24 protein-coding genes and 1 other RNA gene are annotated in these 26,720 nt (G+C 59.7%); 16 read left to right on the forward strand and 9 right to left on the reverse strand.

Annotated features, from left to right (window positions below; all coding sequences use genetic code 11):
• Positions 1–70 precede the first annotated feature (70 nt).
• On the reverse strand, positions 71–520 hold the full coding sequence (locus AB4P91_RS06910; protein WP_150593514.1) for an EVE domain-containing protein: 450 nt from the start codon (positions 518–520) through the stop codon (positions 71–73).
• 197 nt (positions 521–717) lie between these two features.
• Here AB4P91_RS06910 and AB4P91_RS06915 point away from each other — a divergent pair, with 197 nt between their 5' ends.
• Positions 718–873, forward strand: coding sequence for a hypothetical protein (locus AB4P91_RS06915; protein WP_191627814.1), 156 nt, complete (start codon positions 718–720; stop codon positions 871–873).
• Positions 874–908: 35 nt separating this feature from the next.
• Here AB4P91_RS06915 and AB4P91_RS06920 read toward each other — a convergent pair whose 3' ends face one another.
• The 4 genes from AB4P91_RS06920 to AB4P91_RS06935 all read right to left on the reverse strand — a co-directional run bounded on the left by AB4P91_RS06920 (position 909) and on the right by AB4P91_RS06935 (position 2,326).
• Positions 909–1,514: a 5-formyltetrahydrofolate cyclo-ligase gene (locus AB4P91_RS06920; protein ID WP_395604533.1), complete on the reverse strand. Its 606-nt coding sequence runs from the start codon at positions 1,512–1,514 to the stop codon at positions 909–911.
• Between the two features lie 79 nt (positions 1,515–1,593).
• Positions 1,594–1,772, reverse strand: a non-coding RNA gene (ssrS, locus tag AB4P91_RS06925) — 6S RNA.
• Positions 1,773–1,802: 30 nt separating this feature from the next.
• Entirely contained in the window at positions 1,803–2,120 is a 318-nt protein-coding gene (locus AB4P91_RS06930; RefSeq protein WP_007967943.1) for a cell division protein ZapA, read from the reverse strand.
• Entirely contained in the window at positions 2,117–2,326 is a 210-nt protein-coding gene (locus AB4P91_RS06935; RefSeq protein ID WP_016985919.1) for a TIGR02449 family protein, read from the reverse strand. Before AB4P91_RS06935 ends, AB4P91_RS06930 begins: the two co-directional genes overlap by 4 nt.
• 118 nt (positions 2,327–2,444) lie before the next feature.
• Here AB4P91_RS06935 and AB4P91_RS06940 point away from each other — a divergent pair, with 118 nt between their 5' ends.
• The 10 genes from AB4P91_RS06940 (at position 2,445) to gcvP (ending at position 15,211) form a co-directional block, all read left to right on the forward strand.
• Positions 2,445–3,005, forward strand: a complete 561-nt coding sequence (locus AB4P91_RS06940; protein WP_395604534.1) for a YecA family protein — start codon at positions 2,445–2,447, stop codon at positions 3,003–3,005.
• 27 nt (positions 3,006–3,032) lie between these two features.
• A complete protein-coding gene (pepP, locus tag AB4P91_RS06945; protein WP_395604535.1) occupies positions 3,033–4,367 on the forward strand; it encodes a Xaa-Pro aminopeptidase in 1,335 nt (444 codons plus the stop codon).
• Positions 4,364–5,551 (forward strand): 2-octaprenyl-6-methoxyphenyl hydroxylase, encoded by a 1,188-nt coding sequence (ubiH, locus tag AB4P91_RS06950; protein WP_395604536.1) that lies wholly within the window; start codon positions 4,364–4,366, stop codon positions 5,549–5,551. The genes pepP and ubiH overlap by 4 nt, the downstream gene beginning before the upstream one ends.
• Positions 5,544–6,029, forward strand: coding sequence for a DUF4442 domain-containing protein (locus AB4P91_RS06955; protein WP_150597869.1), 486 nt, complete (start codon positions 5,544–5,546; stop codon positions 6,027–6,029). Before ubiH ends, AB4P91_RS06955 begins: the two co-directional genes overlap by 8 nt.
• Before the next feature lie 9 nt (positions 6,030–6,038).
• Positions 6,039–7,256, forward strand: a complete 1,218-nt coding sequence (locus tag AB4P91_RS06960; RefSeq protein ID WP_181818472.1) for a 2-octaprenyl-3-methyl-6-methoxy-1,4-benzoquinol hydroxylase — start codon at positions 6,039–6,041, stop codon at positions 7,254–7,256.
• A gap of 187 nt (positions 7,257–7,443) precedes the next feature.
• The gene (locus tag AB4P91_RS06965; protein WP_042561659.1) at positions 7,444–8,448 is read left to right on the forward strand and encodes an extracellular solute-binding protein; all 1,005 of its coding nucleotides are present in this window, start codon (positions 7,444–7,446) and stop codon (positions 8,446–8,448) included.
• A 349-nt stretch (positions 8,449–8,797) separates the two neighbouring features.
• A complete protein-coding gene (locus AB4P91_RS06970; RefSeq protein ID WP_150597871.1) occupies positions 8,798–10,414 on the forward strand; it encodes an iron ABC transporter permease in 1,617 nt (538 codons plus the stop codon).
• Between the two features lie 155 nt (positions 10,415–10,569).
• The gene (gcvT, locus tag AB4P91_RS06975; RefSeq protein WP_395604537.1) at positions 10,570–11,652 is read left to right on the forward strand and encodes a glycine cleavage system aminomethyltransferase GcvT; all 1,083 of its coding nucleotides are present in this window, start codon (positions 10,570–10,572) and stop codon (positions 11,650–11,652) included.
• Positions 11,653–11,700: 48 nt separating this feature from the next.
• A complete protein-coding gene (gene gcvH / locus AB4P91_RS06980) occupies positions 11,701–12,084 on the forward strand; it encodes a glycine cleavage system protein GcvH (RefSeq protein WP_042561656.1) in 384 nt (127 codons plus the stop codon).
• 253 nt (positions 12,085–12,337) lie between these two features.
• Positions 12,338–15,211 (forward strand): aminomethyl-transferring glycine dehydrogenase, encoded by a 2,874-nt coding sequence (gene gcvP / locus AB4P91_RS06985; protein WP_395604538.1) that lies wholly within the window; start codon positions 12,338–12,340, stop codon positions 15,209–15,211.
• Positions 15,212–15,312: 101 nt separating this feature from the next.
• Here the strand turns inward: gcvP and AB4P91_RS06990 are convergent, their stop codons facing one another.
• From AB4P91_RS06990 to AB4P91_RS07000, 3 genes are all read right to left on the reverse strand, one after another.
• The gene (locus tag AB4P91_RS06990) at positions 15,313–15,630 is read right to left on the reverse strand and encodes a DUF2388 domain-containing protein (protein ID WP_042561654.1); all 318 of its coding nucleotides are present in this window, start codon (positions 15,628–15,630) and stop codon (positions 15,313–15,315) included.
• 70 nt (positions 15,631–15,700) lie between these two features.
• Positions 15,701–17,485 carry a GspE/PulE family protein gene (locus tag AB4P91_RS06995; RefSeq protein WP_150597874.1) on the reverse strand — a complete coding sequence of 595 codons (1,785 nt, stop codon included), beginning with the start codon at positions 17,483–17,485 and terminating at the stop codon, positions 15,701–15,703.
• Between the two features lie 92 nt (positions 17,486–17,577).
• Positions 17,578–17,916 carry a hypothetical protein gene (locus AB4P91_RS07000; RefSeq protein ID WP_395604539.1) on the reverse strand — a complete coding sequence of 113 codons (339 nt, stop codon included), beginning with the start codon at positions 17,914–17,916 and terminating at the stop codon, positions 17,578–17,580.
• Between the two features lie 126 nt (positions 17,917–18,042).
• Between AB4P91_RS07000 and AB4P91_RS07005 the strand changes: the two genes are divergently transcribed.
• Entirely contained in the window at positions 18,043–18,507 is a 465-nt protein-coding gene (locus AB4P91_RS07005; protein ID WP_141125863.1) for an Lrp/AsnC family transcriptional regulator, read from the forward strand.
• A 115-nt stretch (positions 18,508–18,622) separates the two neighbouring features.
• Here the strand turns inward: AB4P91_RS07005 and AB4P91_RS07010 are convergent, their stop codons facing one another.
• Positions 18,623–19,993 (reverse strand): inorganic triphosphatase, encoded by a 1,371-nt coding sequence (locus AB4P91_RS07010; RefSeq protein WP_395604540.1) that lies wholly within the window; start codon positions 19,991–19,993, stop codon positions 18,623–18,625.
• Between the two features lie 155 nt (positions 19,994–20,148).
• Here AB4P91_RS07010 and argE point away from each other — a divergent pair, with 155 nt between their 5' ends.
• The 4 genes from argE (at position 20,149) to AB4P91_RS07030 (ending at position 26,440) form a co-directional block, all read left to right on the forward strand.
• Entirely contained in the window at positions 20,149–21,303 is a 1,155-nt protein-coding gene (gene argE, locus AB4P91_RS07015; RefSeq protein ID WP_150593525.1) for an acetylornithine deacetylase, read from the forward strand.
• 180 nt (positions 21,304–21,483) lie between these two features.
• Positions 21,484–22,785, forward strand: coding sequence for an amino-acid N-acetyltransferase (gene argA / locus AB4P91_RS07020; protein WP_150597876.1), 1,302 nt, complete (start codon positions 21,484–21,486; stop codon positions 22,783–22,785).
• Positions 22,786–23,354: 569 nt separating this feature from the next.
• Positions 23,355–24,683, forward strand: coding sequence for an OprD family porin (locus tag AB4P91_RS07025; RefSeq protein ID WP_150597877.1), 1,329 nt, complete (start codon positions 23,355–23,357; stop codon positions 24,681–24,683).
• Between the two features lie 422 nt (positions 24,684–25,105).
• Positions 25,106–26,440, forward strand: coding sequence for an OprD family porin (locus tag AB4P91_RS07030; protein ID WP_150593529.1), 1,335 nt, complete (start codon positions 25,106–25,108; stop codon positions 26,438–26,440).
• The last annotated feature ends 280 nt before the right edge of the window (positions 26,441–26,720 follow it).

The raw sequence follows: 26,720 nt of genomic DNA on the forward strand, positions 1-26,720 counted from the left end.
CTTGATGTCAATCAAATGAGCGGCAAGCCTAGACCCTTTTGTCTGGGCCCACTGCGTGACCGAGCGGTTCTCAGCGCAAACCGTGCACAGCGGCCCACTGCTCGGCGGTGACGGGCATCACTGACAGGCGACTGCCTTTTTGTACCAGTGGCATCTCGGCCAGCGCCGGCTGCTGCTTCAGATAATCGAGTTTCAACACCCGCGCAAAGGTTTCGACGTGCGCCACGTCGATTGCACTCCAGGCATTTTTCTCAGGTGTGGCTTTCGGGTCGAAGTAGTGGCTTTCCGGTTCCAGCGCGGTGGGATCCGGGTACGCCGCCTCGATTATTTTGCCGATCCCGGCAATTCCCGGCTCCGGGCAGCTGGAATGGTAGAAAAAGAACTCATCCCCCACCGCCATCGCCCGCAGGAAGTTGCGTGCCTGATAATTGCGAACCCCGTCCCAGCGCGCTTTGCCAAGCTTCTCCAGGCCTTTGATCGAGAGTTCGTCAGGTTCGGATTTCATCAGCCAATAGGCCATGGTTTTTGCTCCTGGAGTGTTCTTTGGGCAAGTTGTCGGGCAATTTTATGACAAACCGACAGTCGGTTGACGTCAGCGTTTGCGCGCAGGTTCTCGTTGTCGCAAAATGCCGGCCTTTAAAGCTTGACGCTGCTGCACGGCCTACGAATGGAAACCGCTGCTGTCATCGTGATGATGTGCCTTGAGGGGGGCAATCGATGAAACGCAAACCGGATTTGCTTTGGGTTTTGGTTATTTTGTTTGGTTTGGGCGTTGTGACCACCGGTTACGCGCAAAGCCTGTGGGCCAACAAGGCCGACGCACCGATTGAAGTCGCGCAACAGGTTCAACAGTCAACAGCCTTCAAGCGCTGAAACTGCCTCCTCGACGCCGCTGTTCTACGCGGCGTTCAGTCTACGAAATACCACGCCTTGTCAGTGACCGTGCCTTGCAACGGTACATCCCAACTCGCCTGCGCCAATCGTTCGACCTTCTGACATTCATGGGCCAGACCCAATAACGTCGGCTTGCGCCAGTTCTTGCGCCGCGCCAGATACGCCAGGCTGCGATCATAGAAGCCGCCGCCCATTCCCAGGCGTCCGCCGACGTCGTCAAATCCCACCAGTGGCAACAACACCAGATCCAGTGTCCAGATCTTGCGCTGGCGAACCAGATTGGCGCGCGGCTCAAGAATGCGAAAACGGTTGGGTTTGAGTTTTTCGCCGGGATGGATGCGCTGGAACACCATTTTGGTTCGCGGCCAGGCGCTGAGCACCGGCAGGTACGTGGCCTTGCCCCGACGCTGTGCTTCATGCAGCAGCAGGCGCGGATCGATTTCACCGTCGCAGGGCAGGTACAGGGAGATGTGTTTTGCCCGGCGAAAGTGCGGGTCTTGCGCCAATTGCCGGAACAGGCCTTTGGCGGCCTGGCGTTGTTCAGCAGCCGTCAGTGCGCGGCGTGCCTTGCGCAGCAGGCGGCGAAGTTGCGGGCGGGGCAGCAGCGCGAGTTCGGTCATGGTTCGGCTTCGGCAGGTTGGACGAAAACGTACGCATAAAAAATCCGATGTCGGCATTCACCGACATCGGATTCGAATCAGGCTCCCCGGATGAACCGCTGTCAACTTAGCCCTTGAACCCGAAAGTTCAAGGTGGAAGATGCAGTAGACTTTAAGGCTTTCCGTCTGGCGGACATGCACACCAGCCCAACGTGCAACTTCCAGGGTAGTGCGAATCGGCTCAGGGACATCGTCAACTGGCAAGCACCCCAGGGAGTGCCGCGAGTATACCTCAAGCGGACGTGCGAATCAGCCCTTGCTGATGTCCGGATCGTCGGCCAGGACCAGATCGACACGATCGAGCAAGTCACGCACCTGCTCACGGGTCGAGCCGCTGGCTTGAATGTCCGGACGCTCTTCTTTGTGCAAGAGATCGTGAGTGATGTTCAGTGCAGCCATCACAGCAATGCGGTCGGCCCCAATGACTTTGCCGCTGCTGCGGATCTCGCGCATCTTGCCGTCCAGGTAGCGTGCGGCGCTCACCAGATTGCTGCGCTCTTCCTGCGGGCAAATGATCGAATATTCTTTATCGAGGATCTGCACGGTAACGCTATTGCTTGAACTCATGAGTCTTGCTCCAGGGCCTTGAGGCGCGAAATCATCGATTCGACCTTACGCCGGGCGATTTCGTTTTTTTCAATGAGGTGCGCGCGTTCCTCGCGCCAGGTCTTTTCCTGAGCTAGTAAGAGTGCGTTTTGACTCTTTAGTTGCTCGACTCGGCCAATCAGCAGTTCGAGTCTGGCCATCAGCGCTTGCAGGTCGTTGTCTTCCATTGGATTCACTGTCTGATGGGTTAGCTGGCGGACAGCCTTTAATAGTCTTGGCGAGTCTGTCGATGTAGGATACAAGGCCTCCATTCTAGACATAGCGCCGTCTGGCGCCTAGCTGCCCATGACCATTGCGAATTCCCCGTACCAAGCCTTTGCCACCCTGCTGACCTCCAGCGGCCATAACGTCTCGCCTGCCGAACTGCACGGCTTGCTGCTCGGGCGCAGTTGCGCCGGTGCCGGCTTCAATGCTGACGAGTGGCTGATCGATGCCGCCGAGCTGCTCGAAAGCGAGCCCCAGGACAACATCCGCAACGCTCTGATTGGCCTGCAAGAGATGGTCAAGGGTGAGCTGACCGGCGACGACGTCACTGTCGTCCTGCTGCTGCCGACCGATGACGCGCCACTGGCTGCGCGTGCCGCCGCACTGGGCGAATGGTGCCAGGGCTTCCTCAGCGGTTTCGGCCTGAACTGCCGCGACAGCAGCATGCTCAGCACTGAAGCCACCGAAGTGTTGCAGGATCTGGCCGCCATTTCCCAGGTGCAAGATGCCCTGGAAGAATCCGAAGACGGCGAGACCGACTACATGGAAGTCATGGAGTACCTGCGCGTTGCGCCGCTGCTGCTGTTCACGGAAACCAAAAAAGCCGACGTGCCGCCAGCGGCCAAGCCGTCGCTGCATTAATCGCAAGCCAGGGAAAGCCATCTGCCCATGACCCATATCCCGAAAGCGGAATACAGCCGTCGCCGCAAGGCCCTGATGGCGCAGATGGAACCCAACAGCATCGCGATTCTGCCCGCCGCCGCGGTGGCCATCCGCAACCGCGACGTCGAGCACGTCTACCGTCAGGACAGCGACTTTCAGTACCTCAGCGGTTTCCCCGAGCCGCAAGCCGTCATCGTTTTGATGCCCGGACGCGAGCATGGCGAATATGTGTTGTTTTGCCGTGAACGCAACGCTGAACGGGAAATGTGGGACGGCTTGCGCGCCGGCCAGGAAGGCGCGATACGCGACTTTGGCGCCGACGACGCATTCCCTGTCACCGACATCGACGACATCCTGCCGGGCCTGATCGAAGGTCGCGACCGGGTGTATTCGGCGATGGGCAGTAACCCCGAATTTGACCGGCACCTGATGGACTGGATCAACGTGATCCGCTCTAAAGCGCACCTCGGCGCCCAGCCGCCGAACGAATTCGTTGCCTTGGATCATCTGCTGCACGACATGCGCCTGTATAAATCGGCGGCAGAAGTGAAGGTGATGCGCGAAGCCGCACGGATCTCGGCCCAGGCCCACATCCGCGCGATGCAGGCCAGCCGCACCGGGCTCTACGAGTACAGCCTCGAAGCCGAGCTCGATTACGAATTCCGCAAGGGCGGGGCGAAGATGCCGGCCTACGGTTCGATCGTTGCCGCCGGGCGCAATAGCTGCATCCTGCATTACCAGCAAAATGACGCGCTGCTCAGAGAAGGAGATCTGGTGCTGATCGACGCCGGTTGCGAAATCGACTGCTACGCCAGCGATATCACCCGCACCTGGCCGGTCAACGGCAAGTTTTCGCCCGAGCAGAAAGCGATCTACGAATTGGTACTCGCCTCGCAGGAAGCCGCGTTCGCTGAAATCGCCCCGAACAAGCACTGGAATCAGGCGCACGAAGCCACGGTTCGAGTCATCACCGCAGGTTTGGTGAAGCTGGGCCTGTTGCAGGGCGACGTCGACGAATTGATCGCGACTGAGGCTTATAAAGCGTTTTACATGCACCGCGCCGGCCACTGGCTGGGGATGGATGTACACGACGTCGGCGAGTACAAGGTCGGCGGCGAATGGCGCGTGCTGGAAGTCGGCATGGCGCTGACCGTGGAGCCGGGTATCTACATCGCCCCGGACAATCAGAACGTAGCGAAAAAATGGCGCGGCATTGGCGTGCGCATCGAGGATGACGTGGTAGTGACCAAGACCGGGTGTGAAATCCTCACCAACGGCGTACCGAAAACCGTCGCCGACATCGAAGCGCTGATGGCGCAAGCACGGACACACGCGGCATGAGTCGAGTCAATCTGGCAATCATCGGTGGCGGCCTGGTCGGCGCCAGTCTGGCATTGGCGCTGCAGGCCGGGGCCAAGGCGCGCGGCTGGAAGATCGTGCTGATCGAACCGTTCGCGCCTGGCGACAGTTGGCAGCCGAGCTACGATGCACGTTCCTCGGCGTTGTCCTTCGGCGCACGGCAAATCTATCAACGGCTGGGCGTGTGGCAGGAAATCTCCCGTCGCGCCGAGCCGATCAAACAGATCCATGTGTCCGATCGTGGCCGCTTCTCCACCGCGCGGTTGTCGGCGATGGAAGAAGGTGTGCCGGCGCTCGGTTACGTGGTGGAAAACGCCTGGCTCGGCCAATGCCTGTGGCGGCACGTCGACAAGGATGTGATCAGCTGGCGTTGCCCGGCTGAAGTCACCCGCATGGAGCCGTTGTCCGACGGCTATCGCCTGACCCTTAATGATGAAACCACCCTTGAATGCGACCTCGCGGTGCTGGCCGATGGCGGGCGCTCCGGATTGCGCGAGCAGCTGGGCATCAACGTGCGCAAGCGTCCGTATAACCAGAGTGCGCTGATCGCCAACATCACCCCGAGCGAAGCGCACAACGGCATGGCGTTCGAGCGTTTCACCGACGAGGGCCCGATGGCCTTGCTGCCGCTGCCGGATAACCGTTGCGCATTGGTCTGGACGCGTCTGGGCATGGACGCGCAACGCCTGGCCGATTTGAGCGAGCGCGATTTCCTCAGCGAATTGCAGGGCGTGTTCGGTTACCGCCTCGGCACCTTGAAACAGGTGGGGGCGCGGCATTTGTATCCGCTGTCGCTGGTCGAAGCCGAAGAGCAGGTGCGCTCGCATCTGGCCGTACTTGGCAACGCCGCGCACAGTTTGCATCCGATTGCGGGGCAGGGTTTCAACCTGTCCCTGCGTGATGCCGATGCTCTCGCCGCGGTCTTGCTCGCCAGCGACAAACCGCTGGGCGACTTCGCCACGTTGCAGGCTTATCGCGAGCGTCAGCGTCTCGATCAGGACCTCACGGTGGGGTTCTCCGATCAGGTTACCCGGCTGTTTGGCAGCACCCAGCCGTTGGTATCGCTGGGGCGCAACATCGGTTTGCTCGGTCTCGACCTGTTACCCCCCGCCAAGCGCTGGTTCGCCCGCCAGGCCATGGGTTTGGGAACACGTCCAGATGCTTAAGTGGTTGAGCGACAGGTTCGGCAAGGCGCGGTTGATGCGTTGGGTGATGACCTTTTACCCGCCGTATCTCGGCGCCGGTGTTCGGGTGCGGCACATCAGCGACGACTTTCGCGACATCCAGGTGTCGATGGGGTTGGGCTGGTACAACCGCAATTACGTCGGCACGCAGTTTGGCGGCAGTCTGTATTCGATGGTCGATCCTTTTTTCATGTTGATGCTGATGGAAAACCTTGGGTCGCGGTACATCGTCTGGGACAAGGCCGCCGACATCGATTTCATTGCGCCGGGCAAAGGCCCGGTGTTCGCCCGGTTTACCATCGACAACACCTTGCTCGATGAGGTCCGTCGGCAGACCGCCAATGGCGAAAAGTACCTGCCGCAGTTGCAGGTCGATATTCATGACGGCGCCGGCAACCTTGTCGCGCGGGTCGGTAAAACCCTTTACGTGCGGCTCAAGCCGCAAGCGAGACAGGCTTAAAGCATGGAAATGCGCGCAGATCTGCTGATTGTCGGAGCCGGAATGGTCGGCAGCGCCCTGGCGCTGGCGTTGCAGGACAGTGGCCTGGAGGTTTTGCTGCTCGACGGCAGCCCGCTGAGCGTCAAACCGTTCGATGCCCAGGCGCCATTCGAGCCTCGCGTGAGCGCGTTGTCGGCGGCCAGCCAACGGATACTCGAACGCCTTGGCGTGTGGGAAGGCATCGCCAGTCGGCGCAGCAGTCCGTACACCGACATGCACGTCTGGGACGGCAGCGGCACCGGGCAGATTCACTTCTCGGCGAGCAGCGTGCACGCCGATGTACTCGGCCATATCGTCGAAAATCGTGTGGTGCAGGATGCTTTGCTCGATCGTTTGCACGATTGCGATCTGGGCATGCTGGCCAACGCACGGCTGGAACAGATGCGCCGCTCCGGCGATGACTGGTTGCTGACCCTGGCCGATGGCCGGCAGTTGCGCGCTCCGCTGGTGATCGCGGCGGATGGCGCCAATTCAGCGGTGCGCCGTCTGACCGGTGTCGCGACCCGCGAATGGGATTACCTGCATCACGCCATCGTCACCAGCGTGCGCAGCAGCAAGCCACACCAGATGACGGCGTGGCAACGCTTCACCGATCACGGGCCGCTGGCGTTTCTGCCGCTGGAACGCGAGGGTCAGCAGGACTGGTGCTCGATCGTCTGGTCGACCACGCCGAGCGAAGCCGAGCGTTTGATGGCGCTGGATGAAGCGGCATTCTGCCGAGAGCTGGAGCGGGCGTTTGAAGGTCGCCTGGGCGACGTCGTCAGTGCCGATCCACGGCTGTGCGTGCCACTGCGTCAGCGCCACGCCAAGCGCTATGTGGCTGAAGGCCTGGCGCTGATCGGCGATGCCGCGCACACCATTCACCCGCTGGCGGGGCAGGGCGTGAACCTGGGATTCCTTGATGCGGCGGTGCTGGCTGAAGTGCTGTTGCAGGCTAACGAACGTGGTGAACGGCTGGCGGATGTGAAAGTGCTGAGCCGCTACGAGCGCCGGCGCATGCCGCATAACCTGGCGTTGATGGCGGCGATGGAAGGGTTCGAGCGCTTGTTCCAGGCCAATCCGCTGCCTGTGCGCTGGTTGCGTAATGCCGGGTTGAAGCTGGTTGAGCAGATGCCTGAGGCCAAGGCGTTGTTTGTGCGTGAAGCCCTCGGTTTGACGGGTGACCTTCCGGCACTCGCGAAACCCTGAGGCCTGCATTTAGGCTGATGGCCTCATCGCGAGCAGGCTCACTTCTACATTTGGCAATGCGTCCTCCTACAGGGATTCGTTTAGCACCATGCAACATCTGGTAACTCCTTGCCCAACTGATCGATTGAGAACGTAAATGTGAGTCCTTATCATTTGGCCCACATTTCCCGACCGAGAGACCACTCCCATGTTGGCACCCAAGCGTCTTCTGACCGCACTGGCCTTGACCCTGATCGGCAGCACCACTGCCCAGGCTGCCGACGAGGTGGTGGTTTACTCCTCGCGTATCGATGAACTGATCAAACCGGTGTTTGATGCCTACACCGCCAAAACCGGGGTGAAGATCAAGTTCATCACCGACAAGGAAGCGCCGCTGATGCAGCGCATCAAGGCTGAAGGCGAAAACGCCACCGCCGACCTGCTGTTGACCGTCGATGCCGGCAACCTCTGGCAGGCCGAACAGATGGGTATCCTGCAGCCGTTCACCTCGAAAACCATCGACGCCAATATCCCGCAGCAATACCGCGCCTCTAGCCACGCCTGGACGGGGTTGAGCCTGCGCGCACGGACCATCGCCTATTCCACCCAGCGAGTGAAGCCGGGCGAACTGACCACCTACGAAGCGTTGGCCGACAAGAATTGGGAAGGTCGTCTGTGCCTGCGCACGGCGAAGAAGGTCTACAACCAGTCTCTCACCGCAACCATGATCGAAGTGCATGGTGCCGAGAAGACCGAGAAGATTCTCAAGGGCTGGGTCAACAACCTGTCCACCGATGTGTTCTCCGATGACGTTGCAGTGCTCGAAGCGATCAATGCCGGGCAGTGCGATGTCGGCATCGTCAACACCTACTACTACGGTCGCCTGCACAAGCAGAAGCCGGAACTGCCGGTGAAACTGTTCTGGCCGAATCAGGCGGATCGCGGTGTGCACGTCAACCTGTCGGGTATAGGCTTGACCAAACATGCACCCCACCCGGAAGCCGCCAAGGCACTGGTCGAGTGGATGACTACGCCTGAGGCGCAGAAAATTTTCGCCGACGTGAACCAGGAATTCCCGGCCAACCCTGCCGTTGCACCGTCCGAAGAAGTGGCCGCATGGGGCAAGTTCATTGCCGACACCTTGCCGGTGGAAGTGGCGGGCAAGCGCCAGGCCGAGGCGATTCGCATGATGGATCGGGCGGGTTGGAACTGAGTCTTTTCTGATTGCTTTACTTGCTTCAAAATCCAGCCCCTCACCCCAGCCCTCTCCCGGAGGGAGAGGGAGCCGACTTGGGTTGTTTTCGAAACATGAGTTCGACTCGATATTTCAGGTCGATGTAGCTTGCATGAGCACCTCGGTCAGTGCCCTTTCCCTTTGGGAGAGGGAGCCGGCTTGGGTTGTTTTCGAAACATGAGTTCGACTCGATATCTCAGGTCGATGTAGCTTGCATGAGCACCTCGGTCAGTTCCCTCTCCCTCTGGGAGAGGGCTAGGGTGAGGGCCACAATCCTGACCTGAAACACAAAGCTCCAGAACAACCCAATCCCTCCAGAGTCCCAAAAGTGGCCCACCCCGCCCAACGCCGCTGGTATCCCATCGTCTTCGCCATTGCCGCGCTGGTGCTGTTGCCCCTGAGCGTTCTGCTGCTGTCATGGCAGACCATCGATCAACAGATCTGGTCGCACCTGTGGGAAACCCAGATGCCGCGCCTGCTGGGCAACACCCTGACGCTGGTGCTCGGCGTCGGTTTCGGTGTGACGCTGCTGGGTGTGAGCCTCGCCTGGCTCACCAGCCTCTGCGAATTCCCCGGTCGCCGCTGGCTCGATTGGGCGCTGATGCTGCCCTTCGCCATCCCGGCCTATGTGCTCGCTTTCGTCTTCGTCGGCTTGCTCGACTTCGCCGGGCCCGTTCAAACCCTGCTGCGTGAATGGTTCGGTTCCGGCCTGCGGCTGCCGCGTGTTCGCTCCACCGGTGGGGTGATTCTGGTGTTGGTGCTGGTCTTCTACCCCTACGTCTACCTGTTGGCACGCACGGCTTTTCTCGCTCAGGGCAAAGGCCTGATGGAAGCCGCGCGCGTGCTCGGCCAATCACCCTGGCAAGCCTTTTGGCGCGTAGCGTTGCCGATGGCACGGCCGGCGATTGGTGCCGGCGTGGCACTGGCGCTGATGGAAACTCTGGCGGATTTCGGCGCGGTCTCGGTGTTCAACTTCGACACCTTCACCACGGCGATCTACAAGACCTGGTACGGCTTCTTCAGCTTGTCCAGTGCGGCCCAATTGGCCAGCCTGTTGTTGCTGGTGGTGATGCTGGTGCTGTACGGCGAACGTCGTGCACGCGGCGCCAACCGGGCGAGCAACGAGCGTCCGCGGATCAAGGCGCTGTATCACCTGCGCGGGTTCAAGGCTTTCGCGGCGATGAGTTGGTGCGTATTGGTCTTCGCCTGCGCGTTTGTGATTCCGGTTTTGCAATTGGTCGTGTGGTTCTGGCAGCGCGGGCGTTTCGACCTCGATGAGCGCTACGCCGGGTTGATCCTCCACACCCTCTATCTGGGTGGCATGGCGGCGTTGATCACCGTCAGCGTTGCGTTGCTGCTGGCGTTCGCCCGACGGTTGGCGCCGACCCGGGCGATCCGCTCCGGGGTCAGTCTGGCCAACCTCGGTTACGCCCTGCCGGGCTCGGTGTTGGCCGTGTCGATCATGCTCGCCTTCAGTTATCTGGATCGCGAACTGGTGATTCCGCTTTCAGGCTGGCTCGGTGGTGCAGGCAAACCGTTGTTGCTCGGCAGCCTGGCGGCGTTGCTGATGGCGTATCTGGTGCGGTTTATTGCCGTCGCGTATGGCCCGCTGGAAAGCAGTCTGGCGCGTATACGGCCATCTTTGCCGGAAGCGGCACGTAGCCTGGGTGTCAGTGGGCCGCGACTGTTTTTCAAAGTGTATCTGCCGTTGTTGTTGCCCGGCACGTTGAGCGCGGCGTTGCTGGTGTTCGTCGATGTGCTCAAGGAAATGCCGGCAACCCTGCTGATGCGCCCGTTTGGCTGGGACACGCTGGCCGTACGCATCTTTGAAATGACCAGCGAAGGCGAATGGGCGAGGGCGTCGTTGCCGGCGCTGACCCTGGTTCTGGTCGGACTATTGCCGGTCATTGGTCTGATCCGTCGCTCGGCGCACCGAAACACTTAGTCGTCAGTCCTGAATCATGCGGCTACAATGCGCGGCATTCGGTGCGGTTCGTCTGACAGACCCGTTCGCTGGAAACAGCTCAAAGCCCTATATTTCGAGGCTTTCAGCCGTGCAGCGGCAGTCCGCACCCTCGCCACGCCCGGAAGGAGAAACCCATGGGACAGCGTACGCCTCTGTATGACCTGCATCTCGCCCTCGGCGCGAAGATGGTCGATTTTGGCGGTTGGGACATGCCACTGCATTACGGCTCGCAGGTCGAGGAGCACCACGAAGTGCGCCGCGATTGCGGGGTGTTCGATGTGTCCCACATGACCGTAATCGATGTTAGCGGCGTCCAGGCCAAGGCCTGGCTCCAGCATTTGCTGGCCAATGACGTCGACCGCCTGCACCGCCCCGGCCGTGCGTTGTACAGCACCATGCTCAACGAGCGCGGCGGCATCGTCGATGACATGATCGTCTACCGGCTCGAAGACGGCTATCGTCTGGTGTTCAATGCCTCGACCCGTGATCAGGACCTGGCGTGGATGCAGGCGCAACTCGGCAGTTTCACCGTGCAACTGCACGAGCGCTCGGAGCTGGCGATGCTGGCCATTCAAGGTCCGCATGCCCGGCACAAGATTGCTGAACTGGTCACCCAGTCGCGTGCCACGCTGATCCAGCACCTCAAACCCTTCGAAGGCGAGACCGACGGCGACTGGTTCATTGCCCGCACCGGGTACACCGGTGAAGACGGTCTGGAAATCGTATTGCCGGCCAATCAGGCCCCGGCATTCTTCAACGATCTGGTGGGGGCCGGCATTTCCCCGATCGGCCTCGGTGCCCGCGACACGTTGCGCGTGGAAGCCGGCATGAACCTCTACGGTCAGGACATTCATCAAGACGTTTCGCCGCTGGCTTCCAACATGGCCTGGAGCATCGCCTGGGAACCGGCCTCGCGTCAGTTCATCGGCCGTGCTGCGCTGGAGGCGGAAAAAGCCGCTGGCGTTGCACACAAACTGGTCGGTCTGGTGCTTGAGGAACGCGGTGTTTTGCGTGCCCACCAGGTGGTTCGTATCGCCGATGTTGGCGAAGGGGAGATCACCAGTGGTAGTTTCTCTCCTACGCTAAGCAAATCGATTGCCCTGGCGCGTGTTCCGATGGCGACTGCCGACCGCGCCGAAGTGGAAATCCGTGGCAAGTGGTACCCGGTACGAGTGGTCAAACCGACCTTCGTACGCCATGGCAAAACTTTGATCTAACCTTTTCCGGCGGGCACCACCGCTGACAATTTCTTGAGGACACTGAAGATGAGCGATATTCCTGCCGACCTGCGTTTTGCCGAAAGTCACGAATGGGCACGTCTGGAAGCCGACGGCACCGTCACTGTGGGCATCAGCGATCACGCGCAGGAAGCGCTGGGTGATGTGGTGTTCGTCGAGCTGACCGAAGTCGGCAAAGTATTTGCGGCTGGCGATCAGTCCGGTGTGGTCGAATCGGTGAAAGCCGCTTCCGACATCTACGCCCCGGTCAGCGGCGAAGTCATCGCGATCAACGATGAGCTGAGCGGTTCGCCTGAGTTGCTGAACTCCGACCCGTACGGTGCGTGGATCTTCAAGCTCAAGCCAAGCGACAAGGCTGAGCTGGACAAGCTGCACGACGCCGCTGCCTACAAGGCTGCCATCGGCGAGTAAGCTGAGCGCTGCACCCCAAAGCCCCGACTTGTCGGGGCTTTTTTGTTGGCGATGAATGCACCTGTGGGAGCGAGCTTGCTCACGAAAGCGGTGTGTCAGGCCGATCGATGTCAACTGACAGGACGCCTTCGCGAGCAAGCTCGCTCCCACAGGGGATGTGGTCTGTCATGAAAATTTGCGTCCGGGATGGGCTGCTATGCTGGTTTGACCGTATTTGCCTTGACGCCGAGCGCCAGCCAAGAGAGAGCCCGTCATGTCCCAGTTGCCGTCCCTGAGCCAGTTACGCGATGCCGAGGCCTTCCTGCGCCGCCATCTCGGTCCCGACGCCGCCGAGCAGCAGGCCATGCTCGACAGCCTCGGCCTTGGTAGCCGAGGTGAACTGATCGAGCAGACCGTGCCCCCAGGCATTCGCTTTAATCGCGCACTGGATTTGCCGCCAGCGCTGGATGAGCAAGCGGCGCTGGCCAGGCTGCGTGGCTACGCCGAGCAGAATCAGGTCTGGACCAGCCTGATCGGCATGGGCTACCACGGCACGCTCACGCCGACCGTCATCTTGCGCAACGTGCTGGAAAACCCCGGTTGGTACACCGCTTACACGCCGTATCAACCGGAGATTGCCCAGGGTCGGCTCGAAGCGCTGCTGAATTTCCAGCAACTGACCATCGACCTCACCGGCCTGGAACTGGCCAACGCCTCATTGCTCGATGAGGCTACTGCGGCGGCGGAGGCCATGGCACTGGCCAAACGTGTCGCCAAGTCGAAGAGCAATCTGTTTTTTGTCGACGAGAACTGTCATCCACAAACCATTTCCGTCGTGCAGACCCGGGCCGAAGGTTTCGGTTTCGAGTTGATCATCGACGCTGTGGATAACTTGAAGCAGCACTCGGTATTTGGAGCACTGCTGCAATACCCCGACACCCACGGCGAGATCCGCGATCTGCGGCCGCTCATCGATCACTTGCATGCCCAGCAGGCGCTGGCCTGTGTCGCCACTGATTTGCTCAGTTTGTTGTTGCTGACGCCGCCGGGTGAGTTTGGCGCCGATGTGGTGTTCGGTTCGTCTCAACGCTTTGGCGTGCCGATGGGCTATGGCGGGCCACACGCCGCTTTTTTCGCCAGTCGCGAGGAATACAAACGGGCGATTCCCGGGCGGATCATCGGTGTGTCGAAAGACGCCCGCGGCAACGTCGCGTTGCGCATGGCCCTGCAAACCCGCGAGCAACATATCCGCCGCGAGAAAGCCAATTCGAACATCTGCACGGCGCAGGTGCTGTTGGCCAACATCGCCAGTTTCTACGCGGTCTATCACGGGCCGGAAGGCTTGAAGCGCATCGCGCAGCGGGTGCATCGGCTGACCTGCATTCTGGCGGCAGGTCTTGAGCGCCACGGTATCAACCGGGTCAACGCACAGTTTTTCGACACGCTGACACTGGACGTCGGCGGCGCGCAAACCGCGATTATCGAAAGTGCCAAGGCTGCGCAAATCAACCTGAGGATTCTCGGCCGTGGCCGGGTCGGTCTGAGCCTCGACGAAACGTGTGACCAGCACACCGTGGCAAAGCTCTTCGATGTATTGCTTGGTGCTGATCATGGGCTGATCGTCGAGGATCTTGACGCTGAGGCGCTGGTTTGCGGCATTCCTGACAGTCTTCAACGCAGCACACCTTATCTGCGTCATCCGGTGTTCAACGCCCATCACAGCGAAACCGAGATGCTGCGTTATCTCAAGCAACTGGAGAACAAGGATCTGGCGCTCAACCAGTCGATGATCCCGTTGGGCTCCTGCACCATGAAACTCAACGCCACCAGCGAAATGATCCCGATCACCTGGCCGCAGTTCGCCAATCTGCATCCCTTCGTGCCCAGGGAGCAGGCGGTCGGCTACACCTTGATGATCGAAGAGCTGGAGCGCTGGTTGTGCGCGATTACCGGGTTCGATGCGATTTGCATGCAGCCCAACTCCGGCGCTCAGGGCGAGTACGCCGGGTTGCTGGCGATCCGCAAATATCACGAGAGCCGCCAGCAGGGCGCGCGCGATATCTGTCTGATACCGTCGTCGGCCCACGGCACCAATCCGGCCTCGGCGCAAATGGCCGGAATGCGCGTGGTGATCGTCGAGTGCGACGAGGCGGGCAACGTCGATCTGGAGGATCTGAAAGCAAAAGCCGCCGAGGCTGGGGATAAGTTGTCATGCCTGATGGCGACCTACCCATCGACCCACGGCGTGTACGAGGAAGGCATCGGCGAGATCTGCGAGGTTATCCACAAGCACGGCGGTCAGGTGTACATGGACGGTGCCAACCTCAATGCGCAGGTCGGGCTGGCGCGACCGGCGGACATAGGTGCCGATGTGTCGCACATGAATTTGCACAAGACCTTCTGCATTCCCCATGGCGGTGGCGGGCCGGGCATGGGGCCGATCGGCATTCGCGCACATTTGGCGCCGTTCGTCGCCAACCATCCGGTGGTGCCGATCGACGGGCCGCTGGCGCAGAACGGAGCAGTCAGCGCGGCGCCGTGGGGCAGTGCGAGCATTCTGCCGATCAGTTGGATGTACATCGCCATGATGGGGCCGCAACTGGCAGACGCCAGCGAAGTGGCGATCCTCGCGGCGAACTACCTGGCGCAGCATTTATCCGGTGCGTTTCCCGTGCTCTACACCGGTCGCAATGGTCGCGTGGCCCATGAATGCATTCTCGATTTGCGGCCGCTTAAAGCGCAGACCGGGATCAGCGAGGAGGATGTCGCCAAGCGCCTGATGGATTACGGCTTCCACGCGCCAACCATGTCGTTCCCGGTGCCGGGCACCTTGATGGTCGAGCCGACCGAGAGCGAATCCAAGGCTGAACTGGACCGGTTCATCGGCGCGATGTTGAGCATTCGCGCGGAAATCACCGAGGTGCAGAACGGTAACTGGCCGGCAGAAGACAACCCGCTCAAACGTGCGCCACACACCCTGGCGGATGTCACCGGCGTGTGGGAGCGGCCATACAGCATCGAGCAAGGCATCACCCCGGATGCGCACACGAAGGCACACAAGTACTGGCCGGCGGTGAATCGGGTCGACAATGTCTATGGGGACCGCAATCTGTATTGCGCGTGCGTGCCGGTGGACGATTACCGCTGATTGCCCAGCAAGCATGCGATCCCACAGGGTTACAGGGTGGGGCTGAAATCCGGGCAAAAAAAATACCGCTCAAATGAGCGGCATTTTTGTCTGCGAACGACTTACTCGGAAGCCACGGCGTTCTTCGCCAGAATCGCGTTCGCCAGTTCCATGTCCGTCGCCTGCAGGCCCGGATTGTCGTTACGGACTTTCTGCATTGCAGCTTCCAGATATGGGCCACGGATGCCGCCGTCGCTGGCAACGAAACTGCCGGCGTCGTCCTGTGCGGCGACGATCAGCTTGTGATCCTTGAAGGTCAGGTAAGTCGAGCCGGTGGTGGCGCCGGAAGAAATGACGTTACGCCAGAAGCTGTCGGCCATTGCCGAACCAACAGGCAGAGACAGCAGGGCAAGGGTAGCGACAGCAAGTTTGAGACGCATGAGGGGGTGACTCCACTGGTGTTGAATGACTGCTTGGATCGTCATTTTCCCTATCCGGTTCCCTGGGCGCCTATTTCAGCTCGCTTTGCGGAGTCACCCTCAGCACTTCTTCCACCGTCGTCAGCCCCGCCGCAACTTTCTGTGCGCCGGAGAGGCGCAGGCTGCGCATGCCTTCCTTGAATGCTTGGCGACGGATCGCCGTGAGGTCGGTGTCCGGGGTGATGAAGGCTTTGAGGCTGTCGCTCAGTTGCATGATTTCGTAAACCCCGGCGCGTCCGTGATAACCGGTGTCGCGACATTCCACGCAGCCGATGGCCCTTTGTGCGTTGCCTGGCAGTGGCGCCTGCCAGGGGCGGGTCAAGGTTTGCCAATCCTCCTCGTCCAGCGTCAGCGGTGCCTTGCAGTGTGGGCACAGGGTCCGCACCAGCCGTTGGGCCATGACTCCGAGCACCGTGGCCTTGATCAAGTAATGCGGCACGCCCAGTTCAAGCAACCGGCTGATCGCACTCGGCGCGTCGTTGGTGTGCAAGGTCGAGAGCACCAGATGCCCGGTGAGTGCCGCCTGAATCGCCATTTCAGCAGTTTCGAGGTCGCGGATCTCGCCGATCATGATGATGTCCGGGTCCTGTCGCATCAGCGCGCGGACCCCGGCGGCGAAGCTCAGGTCGATGTTGTGCTGGACCTGCATCTGGTTGAACGCCGGCTCGACCATTTCGATCGGGTCTTCGATGGTGCAGAGGTTGACCTCTGGCGTCGCCAGTTTTTTCAGGGTGGTGTAGAGCGTGGTGGTCTTGCCCGAACCGGTGGGCCCGGTGACCAGAATGATGCCGTTGGGCTGGCGGGTCATGTCCTGCCAGCGGCGCAGATCGTCGGCGGAAAACCCAAGCTGATCGAAGTCCTTGAGCAGCACATCCGGGTCGAAAATCCGCATCACCATTTTTTCGCCGAACGCGGTGGGCAGGGTCGACAGGCGCAACTCCACTTCGCCGCCGTCCGGGGTCTTGGTCTTGACCCGGCCGTCCTGGGGTTTGCGCTTTTCGGCGACATTCATGCGCCCGAGGCTTTTCAGGCGACTGACAATCGCCATGGTTACCTGCGGCGGAAATTGATAGACGTTGTGCAACACACCGTCGATGCGAAACCGCACCGTGCCTTGTTCGCGCCGCGGTTCGATATGGATATCACTGGCGCGCTGCTGGAAGGCGTACTGAAACAGCCAGTCGACGATGTTGACGATGTGCGCGTCGTTGGCGTCCGGCTCCTGATCGCTGGCGCCGAGGTTGAGCAGTTGTTCGAAGTTACCGAGGTTGCCGTTCTGTTGATCGGCGTTACTGGCGCCGCTGACCGATTTGGCCAGGCGAAAGAACTCGACGCTGAAACGCTGGATGTCCGCCGGGTTGGCCACCACCCGTTTGATCGGCAGCTTCAAGACGTGAGTCAGATCGGCTTCCCAGCCATTCACATAGGGCTGGGCGCTGGCCACCGTCACCGAGTCGCGATCGACCGCCACCGCGAGAATTTTGTGCCGTTGGGCGAAGGCGTAGGACATCAACGGGGTGATGGCGGCAACGTTGATCTTCAGCGGATCGATGCGCAGATAGGGCTGGCCGGCCTGTTGCGCCAGCCACAGGGTCAGGCTTTCGAGATCCAGATGCTTGCCCGGACGGCTGAGGTCGTCCAGTTGCTGGCCGGCGATAAACTCCAGCGGATGCTTCTGGCCATGCGCGGCGTGGCGACGGCGGGCATTGAGCGCCTGCTCCGCCGAATCCTGGCTGATGAAGCCTTGGGCGACCAGTTCACGCAACACATCATTGAGGTCCAGCCAGCGGTCCTGAGTGGCAAGTTGAACGGACATGCGGGCTTCCTTTTAAGCGACAGTGCGCAAAAGGATAGTCGCGGCCCCGCAGACCGTTGGGCCACTACCCGACGAAGCCGTTGCCGGATTTGTCAGCCGGCCGCTTGCGCCGGTGCAGCCCACGCCGTGTCGGTGTTCTGCAGATTCACCGAACAGACGCTGATCAGGTTACGAAGTTTTTCCGCAATCACTTGCGCGCGATGCCAGCTCAAGCCGCCCATGACGAGGTCGATCGACAACAGATCATCCATTCGCTGCACGTTCACGTGCTCAGGCGTAAGAAACTGCAGCGCGAACAGGTTAAGCACGCGCACCAGCAGATCCGGTTCGGCCTCGGCCAGAATCTGATACTGCGCCAGGCAGTGGGCGTTACTGACGTTCCAGACATCGGCGCGGGTCGGGGGCGTGTTGACAGCTTCAAGGTGCGGCATGGCAGGGCTCCAAAATCACTGGAGGAATTTTTACATTCGCTGCCGGGTATTTCTTATCTAAGATGGGCGTTATTGGTGTTTGATCAACTGGATCAATTCGCAGAATGTTCTGTTTGAGGTTTTTCTATGCGCAGCGAGCTGGACAGCTACGACCGCAAGATTCTGGCTTTGCTGCAAGAGGACGCTTCGCTCTCGAGCGCGCAGATCGCCGAGCAGGTGGGCTTGTCGCAATCGCCGTGCTGGCGGCGGATTCAGCGGATGAAGGAGGAGGGGATCATTCGCGGCCAGGTGACCTTGCTCGATCGCAAGAAAATCGGCCTCAACACGCAAATCTTTGCCGAGATCAAACTCAACGCCCACGGGCGTTCGAACTTCACCGAATTCACCGAAGCGATTCGCGGTTTTCCGGAGGTGCTGGAGTGTTATGTGCTGATGGGGGCGGTGGATTTTCTGTTGCGAATTGTCGCGGCGGACATCGAGGCGTATGAGCGGTTCTTCTTCGAGAAGTTGTCGCTGGTGCCGGGGATACAGGAAGTGAACTCGATTGTGGCGCTGTCGGAGATCAAGTCCACAACCAGCCTGCCGGTTTGAGGTGAGGCTGCTGGCCTCATCGCTGGCAAGCCAGCTCCCACAGGTTTTGTGTTGAAACACAAATTACATTTCAACATCAAACCCTGTGGGAGCTGGCTTGCCAGCGATGGCGGTATTACATACGCAGCAGCATTTTCCACGCACGATTCTGATAAACCGCAATCGCCTGCTGCTTGCGTGCATCGAGCAGTTCGTCAGTGATTGTCGGCTCGTTGGCCAGTTGCGCCAACTTGTTCAGCTCGCCGTACAGGCGATCCATCTCCGGGATCTCCAGTACATGGCGGGCGTGGTGCAGCCAGACCTGAATGCGCTCGATACGCGGCAGCTGTTCAGCCAGATCTTCCGGCTGCTGCTGATAGCGCTGCAATTGCAGGGCCGTGGCTTCTTCGCCGAGCAGGCGCGGCAACCAGCTGTGCAACTGCGCACCACCTTGACGGTTGCCACGCACATTACGATCAGCGGTCCAGCTGCGAGCCAGCAGCCAGCGCGAAGCCGTCAGCGAGAACAGGCCCCAGCGTGGGTCTTCCAGCTCTTCGAGGAACTGCTCCGGCGCGGCTTTGCGCACATCTTCGTCTTCGATACCCACCTGAACCAGCGGGCGCCAGTCTTCCAGCAGTGCGTCGAGGGCCACGCGCAGGTCGTGGGTCGAAGGACGCGGTGCGGCCTGGCCGAGGCTGCTGAGTAGAGCGCGCATTTCCGCGAGGTTCTCGACCCAGTCCTGCAACAAACGCCAGTGACCGTTGAAGCGATACTGTTCGGCCAGACGCTGGCTGCTGCCGAGCAAATGCCAGCACAGGGCGGCGAAGGCGTCGTCCAGTTGGGTTTCGACCGTCAGTTGTGGCGCCGGCAGGCTCAGCGAGTAGCTGTTGGCGTCGTACAAGCGGTAGCCGCGCTCAGCCTTGCTGATGTCGCACGGCATCAGGGCCAGGGTTTGTGCCAGTTCAGCGGCCAGTTCCAGCAACGCTTCAGGCTCGCCTTCGCGCAGTTCGAGTTCCAGCTCGCAGATTTCTTCTTTCTGTTTGCCCACCACGACGTGACCGAGATCCAGCGCCGCTTCGATAACCACTTTGCTCTTGCCGCGGCCCCAGGCGATTTCGGCGCGCTCGCGGACGAAATCGGTGGTGAAGATCGGCTTCAGGGTTTTCTTGTCCAGCTCGGCCAGCGACTCTGGCCAGCATTCGCCGTCGAGTTTCTTCACGTCGAGCTTGGCTTTCGGCAGTTTCCAGTCGTACTCGTTACGCTCGGACAGACCGGCGACACTATGGCCACGGGTCTTGAGGGTCTGAATCACCTCGTCGCCGTCCTTGCGCAGGCGCAGGGCGACTTTGGCCAGGGCCAGATCGCGCTCCGGGGTGTCGAAGTACTGGTTCATCAACTCACGGCGTTCCCAGCCACTTTTGTTGCGTTTCTTGAGAAGAGGGTGCTCGCGCAGGGCGGCGAGGGTTTCGCGGCTGACGCGGAGTTTGATTTCGGTTTCTTTCTGCATGGCCGGAAAATCCAGGATCGGGAGCGCAGCCGGGGAATATGTGGCTGCCAAGGCCGTGCAGTGTACAGGACTGATTCGTCCTACGCCCTGCGGCGGTTTATTCCTGACGCCGGATGGTTCTATGATGGACTTCAAATCGGGAGTTGGAGTCAGCGATGCCTTTGCCATCCATGCAAGACCAGTTCGCTGCGCTGATTGCCGCGCCATCGGTCAGCTGCACCCAGCCGAGCCTCGACCAGTCCAACCGGGCGGTGATCGATTTGCTTGCGGGATGGCTGGGTGATCTGGGGTTCAGCTGCGATGTCCAGCAGGTCAGCCCCGGCAAATTCAATCTGCTCGCCAGTTTCGGCAGCGGCCCCGGCGGGCTGGTGCTGGCCGGGCACAGCGACACGGTGCCGTACGACGACGCCTTATGGCAGACCGATCCGCTGAAACTCACAGAAGTCGACGGCCGCTGGGTTGGTTTGGGCAGTTGCGACATGAAGGGCTTCTTCGCCCTGATCATTGACGCCGTGCTGCCGCTGCTCGATCAGCCGTTCAAGCAACCGCTGCTGATCCTCGCCACCTGTGATGAAGAAAGCTCGATGTCCGGCGCCCGCGCGCTGGCCGAGGCTGGACGACCGCTGGGCCGCGCGGCAGTGATCGGCGAGCCGACCGGGCTCAAGCCGATTCGCATGCACAAAGGCATCATGATGGAACGCATCGACATCCTTGGGCAGAGCGGGCACTCGTCGGACCCGCGCCTGGGGCACAGCGCCCTTGAGGCCATGCACGATGCCATCGGCGAACTGCGGGGCCTGCGCCTGCTGTGGCAGCGCGAATACAACAATCCGCAATTCAGCGTGCCGCAACCGACCCTGAATTTCGGCTGCATCCATGGTGGTGACAACCCCAACCGTATCTGCGGCCAGTGTTCGCTGGAGTTCGACCTGCGGCCGTTGCCGGGTATGGACCCGAAAGTCCTGCGGGCGGAGATTCTGCGCAAGCTCAACCCGGTTGCCGAGCGGCATCAGGTGAAGATCGACTACAAGCCATTGTTCCCGGAAGTGCCGCCATTTGAGCAGGACGCGGACGCCGAATTGGTGCGTATTGCCGAAAAGCTCACCGGCCACACTGCCGAAGCAGTAGCGTTCGGCACCGAAGCGCCTTATCTTCAGCGTCTTGGCTGCGAAACCATCGTACTTGGCCCCGGTGATATTGCCTGTGCGCATCAACCGGGCGAATACCTTGAAATGTCACGTTTGCAGCCTACCGTGCATCTATTGCGACAGTTGATTGAACATTACTGCCTGACCCCAGACAAACCATGATGTACCCCTGTGGGGGCCATGTGTTAACTGACCGAACGCTGTAAATTGCCTGCAACCCAACCCGTATTCATGAGGAGAGCGCGCGTGTCGCCAAGCCTGTTCCGACGATAACCATCAGCCCGCTGTGCGTTTTCCGTTTCGCCCTTTTTTCCGGCTGCTATTTATTACAGGCCCAGGTTCATGCCCGAATACGTTAATTGGCTTCGTCACGCTTCTCCCTACATCAATGCCCACCGCGATTGCACCTTCGTCGTCATGCTGCCCGGCGACGGTGTGGATCATCCGAATTTCGGCAACATCGTCCACGACCTGGTGCTGCTGCACAGCCTCGGCGTGCGGCTGGTGCTGGTGCATGGTTCGCGCCCACAAATTGAAACCCGCCTCGCCGCCCGCGGCCTGACGCCGCATTACCACCACGGCATGCGCATCACCGATGCCGCGACCCTTGAGTGTGTGATCGATGCGGTCGGCCAGTTGCGCATCGCCATCGAAGCGCGGTTGTCGATGGACATGGCTTCGTCGCCGATGCAGGGCTCGCGCCTGCGCGTGGCCAGTGGCAACCTCGTTACCGCGCGACCAATCGGTGTACTGGAAGGTGTCGACTATCACCACACCGGTGAAGTGCGCCGGGTCGACCGCAAGGGTATCAATCGTTTGCTCGATGAGCGTTCGATCGTGCTGCTGTCGCCGCTGGGCTATTCGCCGACCGGGGAAATCTTCAACCTCGCCTGCGAAGACGTCGCCACCCGCGCCGCCATCGATCTGGGTGCAGACAAATTGCTGCTGTTCGGCGCCGACCTCGGCCTGATCGACGAGAACGGCAAACTGGTCCGTGAACTGCGTCCGCAACAAGTGCCGGCGCACCTGCAGCGTCTGGGCAGCAGCAATTATCAAGCGGAACTGTTGGATGCCGCCGCCGAAGCCTGCCGAGGCGGTGTGGCGCGCAGCCACATCGTCAGTTACGTCGAGGATGGCGCGCTGCTGACCGAGCTGTTCACCCGTGACGGTGGCGGCACGCTGGTGGCCCAGGAGCAATTCGAACTGGTGCGCGAGGCGGCGATTGAAGACGTCGGCGGTTTGCTTGACCTGATCAGCCCGCTCGAAGAACAAGGGATTCTGGTACGTCGTTCGCGTGAAGTGCTGGAGCGTGAGATCGAGCAGTTCAGCGTGGTCGAGCGCGAAGGCATGATCATCGCCTGTGCGGCGCTGTATCAGATTGCCGATTCGGATGCGGGTGAGCTGGCGTGTCTGGCGGTGAACCCCGAGTATCGCCATGGCCGTCGCGGCGACGAATTGCTGGAGCGCATCGAGACCCGTGCCCGGGCGCAGGGCTTGAAGACGCTGTTCGTGCTTACCACGCGGACCGCGCACTGGTTCCGCGAGCGTGGTTTCGAACCGAGCAGTGTTGAACGTCTGCCGGCGGCTCGGGCGTCGCTGTACAACTATCAACGTAATTCGAAGATCTTCGAAAAGACCCTTTGATTCATCAGGTCGTGGCGAGTGGGGCAGGCTGCCGGGTCCCCACATCGCGACACCTGTGCATTCCAATCTGAACCCCTCCTTCTGATTCCCCCTCGCTGAAAACCACGACTGGAATGACTTGTTGCACTCCGGCAAGAACGGCGGCTGCGCCGTGCCTGCAAAAAACCTACCGACACACAAACTGTAACAATTGATCTGGATAGTGCCCCGGGCTGGCTGCTGGGGTGATGGAACTGTTACAGGATTGCTTCAGGGCAAATGGGCCTAAACAGGGCAGCTTAATACCTTTCAGGAATTGACCGACGCGTTGTTGTGGGCGGCACCAGAGCGTGCAAATACGGGGTTAAATTCCTAAAGGGTATTAGAAGAGAAGGTATTCATTCTTTTCAGATTCATGACGAACTCATGAACCTGCATGGACCAAAAAACCGGAGCTTAGACCATGGTCGTAGACACACAAAGTTACGATTGACTTGTGGGTCACGCTCTGGCGCTAATCGCTGACCTTTGGAACCCGGGCGTCGATCCGGGCCAGGCAAACAATAATTAGAAACGAGAGGAGCTTGACAATGAATAAGTCCACTTTGGCCGTGGCTGTGGCCTTTGGGGTATTGGCGCAGCAGGCAGGGGCCGCGGGTTTCATCGAAGACAGCAAGGCTTCCCTGAGTTCTCGCACCATGTATTTCAACAACGACAACCGTGATGGCGGCGCAGATCAGAGAGAAGCCGCGCAGGGCTTCAAGTTTGATTACCTGTCCGGTTTCACTCAAGGTATGGTCGGTTTTGGTCTTGATGTGCAGGCGCTCAGCGGTATTCACCTTGATGGTGGCCGTGGGCACCACCCAGACAATAACTCGTTCAGCCCAAGTGATTCCGACGGTTCGGCAACGCAGTCCTGGAGCCGCGTAGCGGGTAACGTCAAGGCACGTCTGTCCAAGACCGAAGCTCACCTGGGGGGCGCGCTGCAACCTAGCTTGCCGATTCTGGTTGCGAACGATAGCCGTCTGCTGCCTCAAACCTTCGAGGGTGGCACGATCACCTCCAAGGAAATCGACAACGTCACCTTCAATGCTGGTCAACTCGAGCATGCAGTGGGTCGTGCCTCGACAAACAGCACCGGCCTCGCGGTGGCCGGTGGTACGCAGGACAGCAATCAGTTCCGCTATGCCGGTGCTGACTGGAAGGTCACCAAAGATCTGACCCTGCAGTACTACCACTCGAACCTGCAGGATTATTACAAGCAGAACTTCTTCGGCCTGGTGCACGTGCTTCCGATCAGCACCAACCAGTCGTTCAAGACCGACATCCGCTATTTCGACAGCAGCTCTGATGGCAAGAACGGCGACGCAGGCTACCGCTTCAATAACAACGGTGGTTATGCCAAGACTCCGGGCGAGGTCGATAACAAGACCTGGAGCGCCATGTTCACTTACACCTTGGGTGGCAACGCCTTCTTGCTCGGCCATCAACGCGTCAACGATGACGGTGGCTTCGTCTACCTGAACCAGGGCAACGTGGTCGATGGCAACGGTCGCCCAGAGGGTGCCGGTGGCGCAAGCTTCTACCTGTTCACCGACTCCATGATTAACGGTTTTGTCCGTGCCGGTGAAAACACGACCTTCGGCCAGTACTCCTATGACTTCGCAGGGCTGGGTGTACCGGGCCTCAAAGCTTCGGTCGCTTACCTGCATGGCGACAACATCAAGGCAACGAACGGTTCCGGTAGCGACATGTCCGAGTGGGAACGGGACATGCGTATCGATTACACCGTTCAACAGGGAGCTCTCAAAGGTTTTGGTGTAACACTGCGCAATGGTGTTTATCGCGGCAGCGAAATCAATATTGCCGATCAGGATCAGACCCGCCTGATCTTCAACTACACCTACAGCTTCCTGTAACAAATCCAGAGAAAAGCCTTGCCGCTCGGCAAGGTTTTTTTTCGTGCTTTTTTATATATTCCATATTTCTAGGTTATAGAAATTTTTTATTCTTTTTTGTTTTTTTGGCGAAAGGCTAAATTAGGCCCCGTCCAGCGCTAAAAAGTCACTGCGGTGCTTTGGCATTTTTGCCCCTCGACAATCTAAAGGGTTCAGGAATCCGGGTTTAAGCCGATACCTCCAATCTGCGGTGCCTTTATATATCCCGGTGCTATGAAAAAGAGTGAAACAATTCTTTTTGGGACTATGCCGAGGTATTCTTTCGCGGCTTTGACTGGGGTAAAGGTCCACTGCGATCAAACGACCAAGCGATCAGGATTTCGGGCAATCGATCCGAAGCCGACAGAAATAAGCAGAAGAATTAGAAACGAGAGGAGCTTTACATGAACAAGTCCACCTTGGCCCTGGCTGTGGCCGTAGGGGTTATGGCGCAGCAGGCAGGCGCCGCCGGTTTCATCGAAGACAGCAAGGCAACTTTGGGGCTGCGTAACTTCTACATCAACACGGATAACCGTAGTGGCCCAGGCGCCAACAAGAACGAAGAATGGGGCCAAGGCTTCGATCTGCGCTTCATCTCGGGTTACACCCAAGGCACCGTCGGTTTCGGTATCGACGCCATCGGCCTGTTGGGCGTGCGTCTGGATTCGAGCGGCGCCACTGCCGGTTCGACTGCTACTTCTTACGGCGGCACTGTTTTCCCAAGCGAAAGTAATGGCGAAGCTGTCGATAACTTCTCCAGCCTCGGTCTGACCGCCAAGGCCAAGGTTTCCCAGACCGAACTGAAATTGGGCACCCTGCAGCCAAAGTTGCCGGTTATCGTCACCAACGACGGTCGTTTGCTGCCGCAAACCTGGCAGGGCGGCCAGATCACTTCCGGCGAAATCAAAGACCTGACTCTGGTCGGTGGTCAGATTGAGCACGTCAAAGGTCGTAACTCCAGTAACAATGAACAGCTGTCGATTGGTGGCGCCAATGCGCGCGTAGCCAACAGCAACAAGTTCATCTACGCCGGTGGTGACTACAAAATCACCAAAGACCTGACTGCTCAGTACTACTACGGCAACCTGGAAGATTTCTACAAGCAACACTTCCTGGGTCTGGTTCATAACTGGGCAATCGGTCCAGGTGTGTTGAAGTCCGACTTCCGTTACTTCAACAGCTCGGATGACGGCGCCAACAGCAATACCCCTGCTTACTACAGCAACGGCAACTACAGCAGCACGTCGAACGGCAAGGGTAAGGTTGACAACAACCTGTACAGCGGCCTGTTCCTCTACACCGTGGCGGGTCACACCTTCGGCGGCGGTTACCAGGTTTCCAATGGTAGCAGCGACTTCCCTTGGCTGAACCAGGGCGACGGTTCGTCGAACTACACCATCACCGACATGCAGATCCAGAAGTTCGGTCGTGCTGGCGAGAAAACCTGGCAAGCACGCTACTCGTATGACTTCGCCAAAGTCGGCGTGCCTGGCCTGACAGCGGGTATGGTCTACCTGCGTGGTTACGATATCGACACCAACAGAACCGCTAACGCACCTGCTGGCACTAACAGCTCCGAGTGGGAACGCGACCTGACCATCGGTTATGTCGTGCCAGAAGGCCCGCTGAAAAACGTTGGCGTCATGTGGAAAAACGCTACTTGGCGCACCAACATTCCGGGCGTTCGCGACCAGGATGAAAACCGCCTGATCGTCAGCTACTCGATCCCGCTGATGTAATAGCGCGCGTCGAACCGCGGATGTAAAAAAGCCCCGTCCGGCATCGCGTCGGACGGGGCTTTTGCGTTTCCGGGTCAGGCCCACCCCCGTAAGCCTTCCCCGACATTTCCCTCTTTACAGCAACTCAAGGCCTTCTCGAACCTTGCGACCGATGTTCGTCGCGATGCGGCCTAGCGTCCAGTGAACAGAAGTTTAATATTCCTAAAAAGCATACATATCTAGTTATATATTCTTTTTCATGATCATAAAAGCCAAGCTACAGTTGAGGTCTCCACCCTCT

The sequence above is a fragment of the Pseudomonas sp. B21128 genome (genome assembly GCF_044218865.1).
Classification (GTDB): Bacteria; Pseudomonadota; Gammaproteobacteria; order Pseudomonadales; family Pseudomonadaceae; genus Aquipseudomonas; species Aquipseudomonas iridis.